Annotated in this window: 10 protein-coding genes; 4 read left to right on the top strand and 6 right to left on the bottom strand. The window is 55.9% G+C overall.

Going from position 1 to position 13,183, the window contains the following annotated elements; genetic code table 11:
* Positions 1-29 precede the first annotated feature (29 nt).
* Together ABIC80_RS06280 and ABIC80_RS06285 are read right to left on the bottom strand one after the other, a co-directional pair.
* Positions 30-1,151, bottom strand: a complete 1,122-nt coding sequence (locus ABIC80_RS06280; RefSeq protein WP_429176075.1) for a M20 peptidase aminoacylase family protein — start codon at positions 1,149-1,151, stop codon at positions 30-32.
* Positions 1,148-2,164 carry an LLM class flavin-dependent oxidoreductase gene (locus tag ABIC80_RS06285; protein WP_429176076.1) on the bottom strand — a complete coding sequence of 339 codons (1,017 nt, stop codon included), beginning with the start codon at positions 2,162-2,164 and terminating at the stop codon, positions 1,148-1,150. Before ABIC80_RS06285 ends, ABIC80_RS06280 begins: the two co-directional genes overlap by 4 nt.
* A 461-nt stretch (positions 2,165-2,625) precedes the next feature.
* Here ABIC80_RS06285 and ansP point away from each other — a divergent pair, with 461 nt between their 5' ends.
* The 3 genes from ansP to ABIC80_RS06300 all read left to right on the top strand — a co-directional run bounded on the left by ansP (position 2,626) and on the right by ABIC80_RS06300 (position 7,453).
* Positions 2,626-4,089 carry an L-asparagine permease gene (ansP, locus tag ABIC80_RS06290; protein ID WP_263752271.1) on the top strand — a complete coding sequence of 488 codons (1,464 nt, stop codon included), beginning with the start codon at positions 2,626-2,628 and terminating at the stop codon, positions 4,087-4,089.
* Between the two features lie 314 nt (positions 4,090-4,403).
* Positions 4,404-5,642: an EAL and HDOD domain-containing protein gene (locus tag ABIC80_RS06295; RefSeq protein WP_042715587.1), complete on the top strand. Its 1,239-nt coding sequence runs from the start codon at positions 4,404-4,406 to the stop codon at positions 5,640-5,642.
* Positions 5,643-5,887: 245 nt separating this feature from the next.
* Positions 5,888-7,453, top strand: a complete 1,566-nt coding sequence (locus tag ABIC80_RS06300; RefSeq protein WP_429176077.1) for a methyl-accepting chemotaxis protein — start codon at positions 5,888-5,890, stop codon at positions 7,451-7,453.
* Between the two features lie 172 nt (positions 7,454-7,625).
* Here the strand turns inward: ABIC80_RS06300 and ABIC80_RS06305 are convergent, their stop codons facing one another.
* Complete coding sequence (locus ABIC80_RS06305) at positions 7,626-8,105, bottom strand: carboxymuconolactone decarboxylase family protein (protein WP_429176080.1); 480 nt, start codon at positions 8,103-8,105, stop codon at positions 7,626-7,628.
* Positions 8,106-8,196: 91 nt separating this feature from the next.
* Here ABIC80_RS06305 and ABIC80_RS06310 point away from each other — a divergent pair, with 91 nt between their 5' ends.
* On the top strand, positions 8,197-9,618 hold the full coding sequence (locus ABIC80_RS06310; protein WP_429176081.1) for a PLP-dependent aminotransferase family protein: 1,422 nt from the start codon (positions 8,197-8,199) through the stop codon (positions 9,616-9,618).
* Between the two features lie 152 nt (positions 9,619-9,770).
* On the opposite strand, the gene ABIC80_RS06315 is transcribed toward ABIC80_RS06310, so the two are convergent.
* From ABIC80_RS06315 to ABIC80_RS06325, 3 genes are all read right to left on the bottom strand, one after another.
* Positions 9,771-10,685: a bestrophin family protein gene (locus tag ABIC80_RS06315; RefSeq protein WP_429176083.1), complete on the bottom strand. Its 915-nt coding sequence runs from the start codon at positions 10,683-10,685 to the stop codon at positions 9,771-9,773.
* A 354-nt stretch (positions 10,686-11,039) separates the two neighbouring features.
* Positions 11,040-12,494 (bottom strand): tagaturonate reductase, encoded by a 1,455-nt coding sequence (locus tag ABIC80_RS06320; RefSeq protein WP_429176085.1) that lies wholly within the window; start codon positions 12,492-12,494, stop codon positions 11,040-11,042.
* 117 nt (positions 12,495-12,611) lie between these two features.
* Positions 12,612-13,136 (bottom strand): GNAT family N-acetyltransferase, encoded by a 525-nt coding sequence (locus tag ABIC80_RS06325; RefSeq protein WP_429176087.1) that lies wholly within the window; start codon positions 13,134-13,136, stop codon positions 12,612-12,614.
* Positions 13,137-13,183 lie beyond the last annotated feature (47 nt).

The raw sequence follows: 13,183 nt of genomic DNA on the forward strand, positions 1-13,183 counted from the left end.
GCCACCGCCCCAGGTCATTTAAAGGTTTGTTAAGGGTGCTGTAAGGCTTTTTCTGCCAGGCGGGCAAAGTAGCGCGCCGCCTCATCAATCAGCCCTTCGTCAGGATTGAACGCGGGGTGGTGCAGACCGTACGGGCTGTCGCTGCCGATACTGACAAACGCGCCGGGTATCTGCTGGAGATAAACGGCGAAATCCTCCCCGCCCATATGCAGATCCGCCTCTGCGGTACGGTAGCCGTGCTCGTTGGCGACCTCGCGGGCGAAGTCCGCCCACTGCGGGTGATTGACCAGCGCATCCGGGCCGTCGAACCAGGTCACCGCAATACCGGCATCGAAGGCCTGCGCCAGCCCGCCGGCGATCGCCTCAACGCGCTTTTTCACCTGCGCGCGAATAGCCGCATCGTGGGTGCGCAGGGTTCCCTCCAGCTCGACATGCTCCGGCAGCACGTTCCAGGTATTGCCACCCTGAATACGCGTTACGCTTAGCACCACCGATTCGAGGGTGTTGACGTTGCGGCTGGCGATACTTTGCAGCGCCACAACCAGCTGGCTGGCGAGCAGTATGGCGTCATTGCCCTCATGCGGCCGCGCCGCGTGCGCCCCTTTACCGCTCACCTTCAGACTGAAGCGATCGACATTGGCGTAAAACGCGCCGCCGCGGGTGGCAAATGCGCCGACCGGCAGGCCCGGCTCGTTGTGCATGCCAAAAATCGCGCTCACACTCTCGAGCGCACCGGCCTTAATCAGCCGTTTCGCGCCGCCAAAATTCTCTTCCGCTGGCTGAAACAGGATGCGCACCCTGCCCGGCAGGTGCTGCTCACGCGCCTTTAACAGCAACGCCGCGCCGAGCATCACGCTGGTATGAATATCGTGCCCGCAGGCGTGCATCACGCCGGGGTTGCGCGAGGCAAACGGCAACTCAACCGCCTCCTCAATAGGTAACGCGTCGATATCGGCGCGCAGCGCGATCACCTTTTCGCCGCTTCCGACTTCCGCGACCACTCCGGTCGGCAGATCGAGCGGCAACAGGCGCAGCCCGGCATGCTCCAGCCAGTGGCGAATGCGCCGCGTGGTTTCAAACTCCTGGAGCGACAGCTCCGGGTGCTGATGCAGCTCGCGCCGCCACGCAATTAACTGTTCGGTAAAACTCATCCCGCCACCTCCTGTAGGGTTTGCGTCTGCGCGACCGCCTGCGCCAGCAGCAGGAGCGAGTTTACGCGCGCACGTCCTTCCGCCACCGGCGTGTCGATAATAAATTCGTCAATGCCAAACTGCTGATGCAGCGCATCCAGCCCGGCCCGCACCTTTTCTGGCGTGCCGGCAATGATGGCGCTTTCGCGCCGCGCAATACGCACTGCCGGGCTGCCAGCCTGGCGGGCAAAGGCCTGCCCCTGCGCTTCACTCGCCACGCTCACTTTTTGCCCGTTCGCCAGCTCAACGCCCCACACTTCAACCTGCTGCGCCAGCGTGTCAGCCTGCGCCTGGGTTTCTGCCACAATCACCTGCACGGCAACCAGCGTGTCGCGGCGGCTTAGCTGCTGCCATCTCGTGACAACGTCACGCAAAAGGGTTTTGTCGCCATTCAGATGCGCGGCGTAGACAAAGTTCCAGTCGAGGGATGCCGCAAGCGTGGCGCTCTCAAGGCTGGCACCGAGCAGGAAACGCTCCGCCTGCACTGGCGCAAGCGGCGTTGCCAGTAAGGATTCATCCGCGCTTTCGTCCGGGGTCAGCGACAGCCAGTTATCCAGCTGCGCCAGCTGATCGGCAAAGCGCCCCTTCTCGTCTGGGTTCACCCCCTGCTGCAACGCGCGGGTGGAGAGCGGTAAACCGCCGGGCGCTTTGCCCACCCCCAGGTCGACACGCCCCGGCGCAAGGTTCGCCAGCAGGTTAAAATTCTCCGCCACTTTGTAGGGGCTGTAGTGTTGCAGCATCACACCGCCGGAGCCGACGCGGATGCGCCGCGTCTGGCCGAGTATCCAGGCGATCAGCAGCTCTGGTGACGGGCTCGCCAGCTGTGAAGTGTTGTGGTGTTCAGCTATCCAGAAGCGGTGATAGCCCCAGTTTTCCGCCTGCTGCGCCAGTTGTAGCGTGCGCAGGAGCGCGTCCTGCGCGGTTTCATGCTCCGCGATGGGGCTTTTGTCCAGCAAACTTAGTCGGTAAGACATGGCACGCTCTCGTGTCAGAGAAGATGAGCCAATACTGGAGCGCGCGGAATCTGCTGTGAAACAATTAATTTACATTTGGTAAGCAAAAAATTCGCAAAGTCAGCGTTGCCAGGCGCTCAACCTATTTGTTCTGCAAATGAATGATGACAAATGCAGGTGCTGGCTGGGTAAAACACCGTTTTATGGTTGTGGTTTTTTCTGTTGCATTTTTCACCATCCTGAATCATTTCCTCTGCTTGATGGAGTTGACTTCACAATTTCGACTAATAGTGTGCTGTTTACGGCTGGGTATGTTTTGCGTCAGTAAACGATTGCGGTTACGATGCTGCGCCATGTTTTCCCTTATCCATACACAGAAACAATGGAAAGAGAGAACGTGTAGCCGACGGTGCAAATCGTGTGGTTTTTGTGCTGCGGCTTGAGACATTCCGCAAGGTCAGACAGGTCAACAGGGTAATGCAATGAAAACAGAGAACAACAACACCACGGAGCATCACGCGGCGAAACGTCGCTGGCTGAACTCTCATGAAGAGGGCTACAGCCGGGCGATGGGTAACCGCCATGTACAAATGATCGCCATCGGCGGCGCAATCGGTACCGGTCTTTTCCTCGGTGCCGGCGCGCGACTGCAAATGGCCGGGCCATCGCTGGCTATCGTCTATCTCGTTTGCGGTATCTTCTCGTTCTTTATTCTGCGTGCGCTGGGCGAACTGGTTTTACACCGCCCTTCCAGCGGCAGCTTCGTCTCTTACGCCCGTGAGTTCCTCGGTGAAAAAGCCGCCTATGTCGCCGGCTGGATGTACTTCATCAACTGGGCGATGACCGGCATTGTCGATATCACCGCCGTCGCGCTTTATATGCACTACTGGGGCGCCTTTGGCGACGTGCCGCAGTGGGTCTTCGCCCTCGGCGCGCTGGCGATCGTCGGCACCATGAACATGATCGGCGTGAAGTGGTTCGCCGAGATGGAGTTCTGGTTTGCGCTGCTGAAAGTGCTGGCGATTGTGCTGTTTCTGGTGGTCGGGACGGTTTTCCTCGGCACCGGCAAACCGCTTGATGGCAACAGCACCGGCTTCCATTTGATTACCGATAACGGCGGTTTCTTCCCCCACGGCATGATGGCCGCACTGGTGCTGGTGCAGGGCGTGGTATTCGCCTTCGCCTCTATTGAGCTGGTCGGTACCGCCGCAGGCGAATGTAAAGAGCCGAAGACCATGGTACCGAAAGCGATCAACAGCGTGATCTGGCGTATCGGCCTGTTCTACGTTGGCTCGGTGGTGCTGCTGGTGCTGCTGCTGCCGTGGAACGCTTATCAGGCGGGACAAAGCCCGTTCGTCACCTTCTTCTCGAAGCTTGGCGTGCCATATATTGGCGACGTGATGAATATCGTGGTGTTGACCGCCGCGCTCTCCAGCCTCAACTCCGGCCTCTACAGCACCGGGCGTATTCTGCGCTCGATGTCGATGGGCGGTTCCGCACCGAAGTTTATGTCGAAGATGAGCCGCCAGCAGGTGCCGTATGCCGGTATTCTGGCGACAATCTGCGTCTACATTGTGGGCGTGTTCCTGAACTACCTGGTGCCGTCGCAGGTGTTTGAGATTGTGCTTAACGTCGCGTCGCTGGGGATTATCGCTTCGTGGGGCTTTATCGTGGTGTGCCAGATGCGCCTGCGCAAAGCGATCCGCGAAGGCAAAGCAGAAGATGTCAGCTTCAAGATGCCCGGTGCGCCGGTGACCTCCTGGCTGACGCTGCTGTTCCTGCTCAGCGTATTGGTACTGATGGCGTTCGACTATCCGAACGGTACCTTCACTATCGGCTCCATTCCGCTGATCGCCGTTCTGCTGGTTGCCGGCTGGTTTGGCGTGCGTAAGCGCGTGAACGAAGTGCATGCCACTGCGCCAGCTGAACAGACGCCGCGTACTTAATCCCGCGCCTTTGGCGCTGCGCCATGCCGGACAGCGATTTTGGCTGTCACGCAGGCGCAGCGCCTGTTTTATCCCCTGCCTCGCTTACGCTTTTCTGCATATTTGCCGTTTTTTACAGCGTGATGCTGCTACTTTGAGCGGTTACGCTTAAGAATATCCTCATTACCTGTACACTTACCGCTTTGCTGGCCTATATTTTTAGCGCTAAAGGTCACTTTTTTAGTATCAGACGCACGCTTCGGCTATTCAGGGTGTGTTATAAGCTTATATATTTGTAATACTTATACAAAAGTACACGGTGTACGGGGTGGTGAATGTTTTCTTTTGTGGCCAGACAGGCGATCTTTGATAACCAACTGAACACCGTCGGTTACGAACTGCTGTTCCGCAATAGCATGGATAACCGTTTTCCGGAGATCTCTGCCGAGCAAGCCACGACTCAACTGATCGAAGAGCAGTTTCTCAGTGCGCCTGTCGGACGTAAGAACGATCTGACGACGGTATATGTCAATTTCCCCTACCAGTTACTGATTGACGGCCTTGCCGAAACGCTGCCGAAAAACCGCGTGGTGATCGAAGTCCTCGAAGATGCGCAGCCGGACAAGCAACTACTGGAGACGGTAAAACGCCTGCAGAACCTTGGCTTTCGCGTCGCTCTCGACGATTTCGCACCCGGCAACCAGTGGGACGCTTTCCTGCCCTATATCGATGTGATTAAGTTCGATATCAGACGAAGCTCACTGGAAGAGATTGACGCCTGGGTTAACGCCAACCGCGATGCGCTGCGCCACGCGGTGCTGCTGGCGGAAAAAGTAGAAACCTATGATGAGTTCGAAGCCTATAAAAAACTGGGCTTTCGCCTCTTCCAGGGCTATTTCTTCAGCAAGCCGGTGGTCTCTAAGCGCAACAAGCTGGTGCAGAACCGCGCCTTCGCACTGCGGTTGATGCAGGAAGTTAACGTCGAGTCGCCGAACTTAAACCGCATTGAAGAGCTGTTGAAACGTGATGTCTCGCTGTCGTTTAAGATCATGCGCTATGCGCAGAACATCTTATATAACACACGCGGGATTAGCGGCTTTCGTAACCAGTCCTTACGCGACATTGTGGTTTACCTCGGCATCAACGAGATGCGCCGTTTTGTGCTGGTGGCCTGTCTTACCTCGTTTGAGCATGTTACCAATACCGAGATCTACTATCTGAGCCTGATCCGCGCCAAGTTTTGCGAACTGGTGGCGGCGCGCACTTCCAGCAATAATGTCGCCAATGACGCTTTCCTGGTGGGGCTCTTCTCCCTGCTGGATGTGATCCTCGGCCTGCCGCTTGAGGAGCTGATGGAGCAGATCTCCGTCTCGCCGGATGTGGCAACAGCGCTGGAAAAAGAGAGCGGCGAACTCTACCCCTATGTTCACCTCGCCCGCGTCTATGAACAGCGTTTATGGGATGAGACCAGCGCGATCGCAAACAAGATTGGCCTGCCTTACTCCGCAGTATCAGAATTAATGACGCAAGCCACAAAGTGGGCAGATGAGCTGCCGCTGAGTCTTAAAGGTTAATTATTCGCGCACGTTTGTGTGCGCGAATATATTTATCGCTTTAAGTGAAATATTATTTCAATTAATTAACAGACCTCTCCGATCTTATTTAACACCCTCACTTGCCTTAATTAAAACTGACCTCACCTGTAAGATATTTTCCCTAATATCAGTGCGATATGTGATACAGATCGAATTTTAACCTCAATCTTTCTGCGGTTGCTGCCGTTATTACTAGTACCACTCTTTTTTAAAACTTCAGGATCATGAAAAAAATTGCGCACGCGACGGTATTAACGAAACTGCTCGTTGGTTTCTCTATTCTTATTGTGATGATGTTAATTGTTGGCATTGTCTCTATTTATCAGCTTAACGGCAGCAAACAACAAATTGATAAATTCCGCCAGGAGCGCATGCCCGGCATTCGCTACACCCTTGAGATGCGAGGTGTGTTAGCGGAAATGCGCTTACAGCAGGTGCAGTACATCGCTTCGACAACTCCCGCTTCCCTCGATCAACATCGTAATGAGCTGCTGCAAAACCAGGAGACCTTCCTCAATGCCCAGCGGCAGTACGCAAAAATCTCTGCCGATGCAACGCCGGAGATGAACGCGCTGTTTGTTACGGTGGTTGATAACTTCAAAAACTTCATCGACGTCAACGCGAAAGTGATTGAGGCGATGAACCACGGCGACGCGGCAGAAGCGGCGAAGATCAGCGGTGTGGTGTCGGCGAAGTACCGCACACAGTTGATGAAAGACCTGGCGACGCTGGTCGATATGGAAGTGGCTATCGGCGATCGTATGGGCGAAACGACGCAGGCGAATTACAACCACGCGCTCTATGTGCTGATCGGCTTACTGCTACTGGCGCTGATTGCCACAGGTGTGAGCGCCCTCTTTATTTCGCGCAGCCTGGCGCGGCAACTGGGCGGCGAGCCGGATTATGCGATGTCGATTATGCAGGCGGTGGCCGCCGGCAAGCTGGAGACGGCGGTCGATTTGCGCGAAGGTGACAGCAATAGTCTGCTGGCGACGATTAAATATATGAACGGCCAGCTGGCAGAGATTATTCGCGGCATTATTGATGGCAGCGAATCGATCTCCCATGCCGCCGGTGAGATTGCCGAGGGTAATAATGACTTGTCGCAGCGCACCGAGGAGCAGGCCGCGTCGCTGGTGCAGACGTCATCGAACATGCAACAGATTACGGAAAACGTGAAGAGTAATGCGGAGAACGCCCGCAAAGCGAGCGAGCTGGCGCGCCAGACCTCTGCAACCGCGCTCAAAGGCGGCAAAGAGGTTAACGATATGCTGACGCGCATGCATGAGATCTCTGACAGTTCGCAGAAGATTGTCGACATTATTTCGGTAATTGAGGGGATCGCGTTCCAGACCAATATTCTGGCGCTCAACGCCGCCGTGGAAGCGGCGCGCGCCGGTGAACAGGGTAAAGGGTTTGCGGTGGTCGCAGGCGAAGTGCGTAACCTGGCGCAGAAGAGCGCCGATGCGGCAAAAGAGATTAAGCAGTTGATTGAGGGGACGGTGGAAAAAATCACCGACGGTTCGCGTTTTGCCGATACCGCCAGCCGTGCGATGGAGGAGATTGTCTCGTCGGTGAATAAGGTGACGGATATTGTCGCCGATATTTCCGCCGCTTCAACCGAGCAGCATCAGGGGATTAAAGAGATCAGCGTCGCCATCGATCAAATGGACCAGGTGACCCAGCAGAACGCCACGCTGGTGGAACAGGCCGCGGTGGCCGCGCAGTCAATGACGGAGCAGAGCGAGGCGCTGCGCAACTCGGTGCGTTTCTTCCAGTTGGCGCATTAATGGTTTCTTGACGTCGGAAAGCGATGTCCCTGCCCGGTTCAGCCATGAGCCGGGCTGTATTGCCGGATGGCGCTGGCGCTTATCCGGCCTACGAAACTGCACTGATTTTGCATGGGTGCCGAATTGTGTTGCCGGATGGCGCTGCGCTTATCCGGCCGATGAAACCGCACGGCTATTCGAGGTTCGCGCGATCGAGGCCGTAGGCTTTATCGAGCGCGCCCGGCGCGGTTTTCGAGACGATCATCAAACGGTTCCAGGTGTTGATAATCGAGATAGCAAACGCCAGCTCTGATAACGCCACTTCATCAAAATGTTCACGCGCCGCGTCATAAATGGCATCACTTACCCCTTCAGCCCCGGGCCGGGTCAGGGCTTCGGTCAACGCCAGTGCCGCCTTCTCTTTCGCGGTGAATAGCGGCGATTCGCGCCAGATGGCGACATGATGCAACCGTAACTCCCGCTCACCCAGAATCCGCGCCTGTTTAATATGCATATCCAGACAGAAAGCGCAGCTGTTTAGCTGCGAGGCACGAATATCAACCAGATTTTTGAGTGTGTTATCCAGACCGCTGTTGTGCGCCGCCTGGCTGGCGGCGGAAAAGGCGTTGATCAGATCGGGAACGCGCTGGAAGAGATTGATGCGGGTGCTCATATTATTTGCCTCGTTTATTGTTTCAACGGGGGCTATAGTACGCGTCAATGTCGCAGGAAAAAGATGCAAAAACGCGAAAAACAGGTAGGACATGAAGCCGGGATACAGAGCTATTTATTCACAGTACCGAGATAGCATCACGCAAGGTTTGCTCAAGCCGGGAGATAAAGTCCCTTCAGTGCGCGTGCTGGCCAGCGAACTGGGCGTGGCGCGAAAAACGGTGGAGACCGCGTGGTCGATTCTGATCGGTGAAGGGTTTCTGGTCAGCGATGGCGCGCGCGGCACACGCGTCAATCCTGAACTGGTACTGTCGCCGGTCAAGCGTAAAGCTCGCGATAAGCCCCTTTCCACCCCAGCGTCAACGTTTGGCGACGCCGAACGTAAACAGAGCGGTTTCTTGCGCCTCGGCATTCCGGCGCTTGATGCCTTCCCGAGTAAAAAATGGCTGCTGCTCAGCGCTAAAGCGGTGCGCGCGCTGCATCCGGGCGAAATGCTTACGCCGCCGTTAATGGGCTACGCTCCTCTGCGCGACGCTATTGCCCACTATCTGAATGTTTCGCGCGGGCTCGCCTGCAGTCCGGAACAGGTGGTGATCACCGGCGGGTATCAGCATAACTTGCGGGTGATCCTTACCCTGCTTGCAGGCTCACAGCATAAAGTGGTGTTTGAAGAGCCGGGTTATTTTTTAGGCCAGCGCATTCTGGAGCATACGTGCCAGCAACTGCATAGCGTGCCGGTCGATAACGACGGTCTGGATGTACAGTTTCTGCTGCGCCATCACCATGACGCCCGCCTGCTATTTGTGACACCGTCACACCAAAGCCCGCTGGCGGTCACCCTCTCCCTGCCCCGCAGACAGCAGCTGCTGGCATGGGCAGCGCAGCACAATAGCTGGGTTGTTGAGGATGATTACGACGGCGAGTTTCACTACACGCGCAAAGTGGTGCCTGCGCTGAAAAGCCTCGATAGTGATGACCGGGTTATCTATATGGGCACCTTCAGCAAAACCATGCTGCCCTCCTTACGCACCAGTTATCTGGTGCTGCCGCGTACGCTGATCGCGCAGTTCCGGCAAACGGCTGAACTCACCGAGAGCGGCCAGCCGCTGTTAACGCAAAAAATTCTCGCCGCCTTTCTCAGCGAAGGCCACTTTTATAAGCATCTGAAGAAGATGCGCAATCTTTACTCTGCCCGGCGCGGGTTCGTGCTGGCGGCGCTGGCGCAGATTTATCCGCAGCTTTTTGATGTGGAGGTGCGCGACGGTGGCATGCATATCATCGCGTTTTTGCGTGATAGCACGCAGGATGTGGCGCTGGCACAACTCTGGCAACAACATCAGTTGCAGGTCAGCCCGCTTTCAGAATGGTACAGAGGTGATTCGCCACGTTACGGTTTGATTATCGGTTACGCCAATGTCACGTCAGCTGAAGAGGCGATTGCACTGTTGCAGCGCCCGGCGCAAGAGACGCAGGCGCTGCTGGCAGATGGCTCACGGCAGGCTACTAAAGAGTGAGATATCCCATGCCGTGGCGAGCAGTGACAGGCCAACGATAAACGTCAGCGCGAACGAGAAGGTTTTATCGGACTTTTCCATCACATGTCCCTCTTTTTAGATGACCTGAGCCAGGAGAGTGAAAAAATCTTACGGCTTACGCCCCTGTAAGTTTAGGACAATTGGTAATTTTTGTCCGGTGTCAGTTTGACCGGCAGATCGTCGGCGTCTTCCATTTGCAGCAGATCGATTTCAATCGCGTTGCAGTAGGCATCCAGCGGCAGAGCGTTATCCTCTTCGCCAAAGGGATCTTCCAGCTCTTCCGCCAGCGTATCGAGCGAGATAAAGGTGTAGGAGATCAGCACCGAGATAAAGGGCGTCATAAAGTGCAGATCCACCACCAGCGCAAACGGCAGCATGATGCAGAAGAGATAGACCGTGCGGTGCAAAATCAGTGAATAGGCGAAAGGCAGCGGCGTATTAAAGATACGCTCGCAGCCAGCCTGCACCGCGGACATATCGTGTAAGCGCTGAGTAATGCTGTGGAACATAATATCCGACAGCGCCCCTTGCGCCCTGCGCTCGCCCAGCCACTGGCCCATCAACAGCAGAATACGGTTCGCCGGTGAATGGGCATTTAAGACCTGTCGTAACTCATCAGCCGAGAGATATTTTGACAGCACGTCGCCCTGCGGTTTGCGTCGCAGCGTCATGCGCAGCGCGTGGGCAAAGGCGAACTGTAGCTGCATAAAGTGGCGCACGTCACTTTCGTCTGGCAGCGTGGTTTTCACTTCCCGCAGCAGCGAGCGCGAGGCGATCATCAACTGCCCCCACAACAGACGCGCTTCCGAGTAGCGGGCGAAACAGGCGTTGTTGCGAAAACCGAGGAAGATAGCAATCGCCACACCGAGAATGCTGAATGGCGCGACCGTTAGCTTAATGCCAAGCGAGGTGTACCACGGCAGCATCCAGATGACGGCGACCGAGAGCAGGAAGTTCATGGTAAGGCGTGAAGCGATTTTCGGCAGTACGGAGCCGTGCCAGACGAAGAGACGAGCAAGCCAGTGTTTTTCAGGACGGACAATCATAATTATTCAGGGGGAAAAGGAGCGCAGCGGCTATTAAACGTGATCAATGTCACAGTTGCAAGTTTGCTAATGGATTGTGACGCAATTTCGCCCTGCCCGACGAGGTATTGGCGCAGAGGTTGCTGGAACCTGTTATACAACCCTCTAATAGTATGTTGTAACTAGATGGGTGCTTTCAGCTTTCGCTGTTTTGCCGGATGGCGGCTATGCCTTATCCGGCCTACGGGATCGGGTGGAGTGTGGAATTGCCGGATGGCGGCTACGCCTTATCCGGCCTACGGGGATCGAGTGGATTGTGGAAGTGAAAAATGTAGGCCGGATAAGCGCCAGCGCCATCCGGCATTTAACAGCCAGCTAACAGCAGAGCGGTTTTACCGCTTCGCGCATGCCGCGCAGCAGAATCGCATCCAGATCGCGCGTCACCTGCTCCACCAGACCCGGCACCTTGCTCAGATCCTGCTCCCAATGATCGCTCACCGACAGCACCGCACTCACCAGCTCGCGGGTGTTAATTTGACGGTCACCATGCTGGCTCCACAGCTGTTGGTAACGCTCAATCCAGTGCGCATCATCCTGCACCGGATAACTCTTCCCGTCACGCTCACCGCGATAGAACGCAATCAGCGCCGCCAGCGCAAAGGTGAGGCGCGCAGGTAATTCACCGCTGGCTTTCTGCCCTGCCAGCAGCTGCGGCAGAATGCGGGTGCGGTATTTGGTCATGCCGTTCAGGGCGATAGAGAGCAGCTGATGTTTGATATAGGGGTTACGGAAACGCCCGGTCACTGCGCTGGCGAAAGACTCCAGTTCGTCGCGCGGCAGATCCAGCACCGGAATGATCTCTTCGTAAATCGTCTTCTCAACAAAGGCACAGATCTCCGTGTCACTCATCGCTTCGCCGACCGTATCGATACCCGCCTGGAACGCGACCGGCACCAGCGCCGTATGCGCCCCGTTGAGGATCGCCACTTTACGCTCTTTATATGGCTTGATGTCGTCCACAATCAGCACGTTCAGCGGGTATTTATCCAGACGCAGCTCAGCGGCCAGCGATTTAGGCCCCTGAATAACAAACAGATAGAAGTGCTCGGCGGTATCGAGGAAGGCATCCTGATAACCCAGCTCCGCTTCCAGTTTCGCCACTTCATCACGCGGATAACCGGTAACAATGCGGTCAACCAGCGTCGAGCAGAAGCTGTTCGCAGTCTCAAGCCACTGGATAAATTCCGCGCCCAGCGCCCACTCGTTGGCATAACGCAGCACCAGTTCACGCAGCGCGTCGCCGTTATAATCAATTAATTCACAAGGGATAATGATCCAGCCTTTATCCTGCGCGCCGGCAAAATGGCGGAAGCGTTCAAACAGCAGGCGGGTCAGTTTAGCCGGGTAGCTTACCGCCGGGGCATCATCGAATTTATCCCCGGCGTGGTAGCTGATACCCGCTTCAGTGGTATTGGAGAAAACGAAGCGGATATCCGCATTGTGTGCCAGTTTAAGAAACTCGTCATACTGCGTGTAAACACTGATTTCACGATTAACGGAGCGGATAAGACGCGCGTCGCTCACCGCTTCGCCCTGCTCGTTGAGGCCGCGAATAATGGTGGTGTAGAGACCATCCTGCGTGCTCAGAGAAGGCGGGAAATCACTCTCGATTGGACGAACCACCACCACACCGGCGTTGAGGTCGGTGTGCTCGTTCAACAGATCGATTTGCCAGTCGATAAAAGCGCGCAAAAAATTCCCTTCGCCAAACTGAATAATACGTTCTGGATAGTCAGCCCCGGGAAAATTGCGACGGTTTAATGTGTTCACAGTGGGTTCCTTTTTTAGATTAGTCATACAACCTTGGAAGATTGGTGTAATAACTTATCAGACTTTACGACCATGAAACCCTGTTTTGATCAAACTGGTGCGGCTTATTGACGCCAGTTATATGAACTTGTAAAAAAGTGTCGTCGCCGTCACATTTCCATCCGGCATCAGCGCATAACGCGGGATCTCACCCACCCGCTGCCAGCCGCAGGCGGTGTAGAAGTTCTCCGCTCCGCTTCCGGTCGCCGTATCCAGCACCAGCACGTTTTTGCCGTGCGCCTGCGCCTCACGCTCCAGCGCTGTCATCAGGCGACGCGCCAGCCCCTGACGTCGCGCGTTACCATGCACCAGTAATTTCGAGACATCGGCGCGGTGCGGCTGGTTCTCCGGCTGATCGAGCACCACCTGCACGGTACCGACAACCTCACCCGCCTCATCCTGCGCCGCCAGGACAATACGCTCGCCGCGCGTTACGCTTGCGGCAACCCCGGACCAAAATTGATGTGATTTTTCCCGCGAAAGCGGGTGCATAAAGCTGACGGAGGCACCGCCGGCGACGCAGTTTTCCAGCACGCCGCACAGGCTGTCGATATGGCAGAGGATCGCCTCACCAGAGAGGCTATTGATATGATAAGCGGTCATTTGTCTTCCTTGTAAAATGACCACTATTCAACGCGGAACAGGCTAAC

The organism is Kosakonia sp. 1610 (assembly GCF_050435845.1).
GTDB lineage: Bacteria > Pseudomonadota > Gammaproteobacteria > Enterobacterales > Enterobacteriaceae > Kosakonia > Kosakonia cowanii.

Excerpts from the sequence above, each read along its gene's own strand:
- ABIC80_RS06280 (WP_429176075.1), bottom strand. The coding sequence starts at position 1,151 with ATGAGTTTTACCGAACAGTTAATTGCGTGGCGGCGCGAGCTGCATCAG.
- ABIC80_RS06285 (WP_429176076.1), bottom strand. The coding sequence starts at position 2,164 with ATGTCTTACCGACTAAGTTTGCTGGACAAAAGCCCCATCGCGGAGCAT.
- ansP (WP_263752271.1), top strand. The coding sequence starts at position 2,626 with ATGAAAACAGAGAACAACAACACCACGGAGCATCACGCGGCGAAACGT.
- ABIC80_RS06295 (WP_042715587.1), top strand. The coding sequence starts at position 4,404 with ATGTTTTCTTTTGTGGCCAGACAGGCGATCTTTGATAACCAACTGAAC.
- ABIC80_RS06300 (WP_429176077.1), top strand. The coding sequence starts at position 5,888 with ATGAAAAAAATTGCGCACGCGACGGTATTAACGAAACTGCTCGTTGGT.
- ABIC80_RS06305 (WP_429176080.1), bottom strand. The coding sequence starts at position 8,105 with ATGAGCACCCGCATCAATCTCTTCCAGCGCGTTCCCGATCTGATCAAC.
- ABIC80_RS06310 (WP_429176081.1), top strand. The coding sequence starts at position 8,197 with ATGAAGCCGGGATACAGAGCTATTTATTCACAGTACCGAGATAGCATC.
- ABIC80_RS06315 (WP_429176083.1), bottom strand. The coding sequence starts at position 10,685 with ATGATTGTCCGTCCTGAAAAACACTGGCTTGCTCGTCTCTTCGTCTGG.
- ABIC80_RS06325 (WP_429176087.1), bottom strand. The coding sequence starts at position 13,136 with ATGACCGCTTATCATATCAATAGCCTCTCTGGTGAGGCGATCCTCTGC.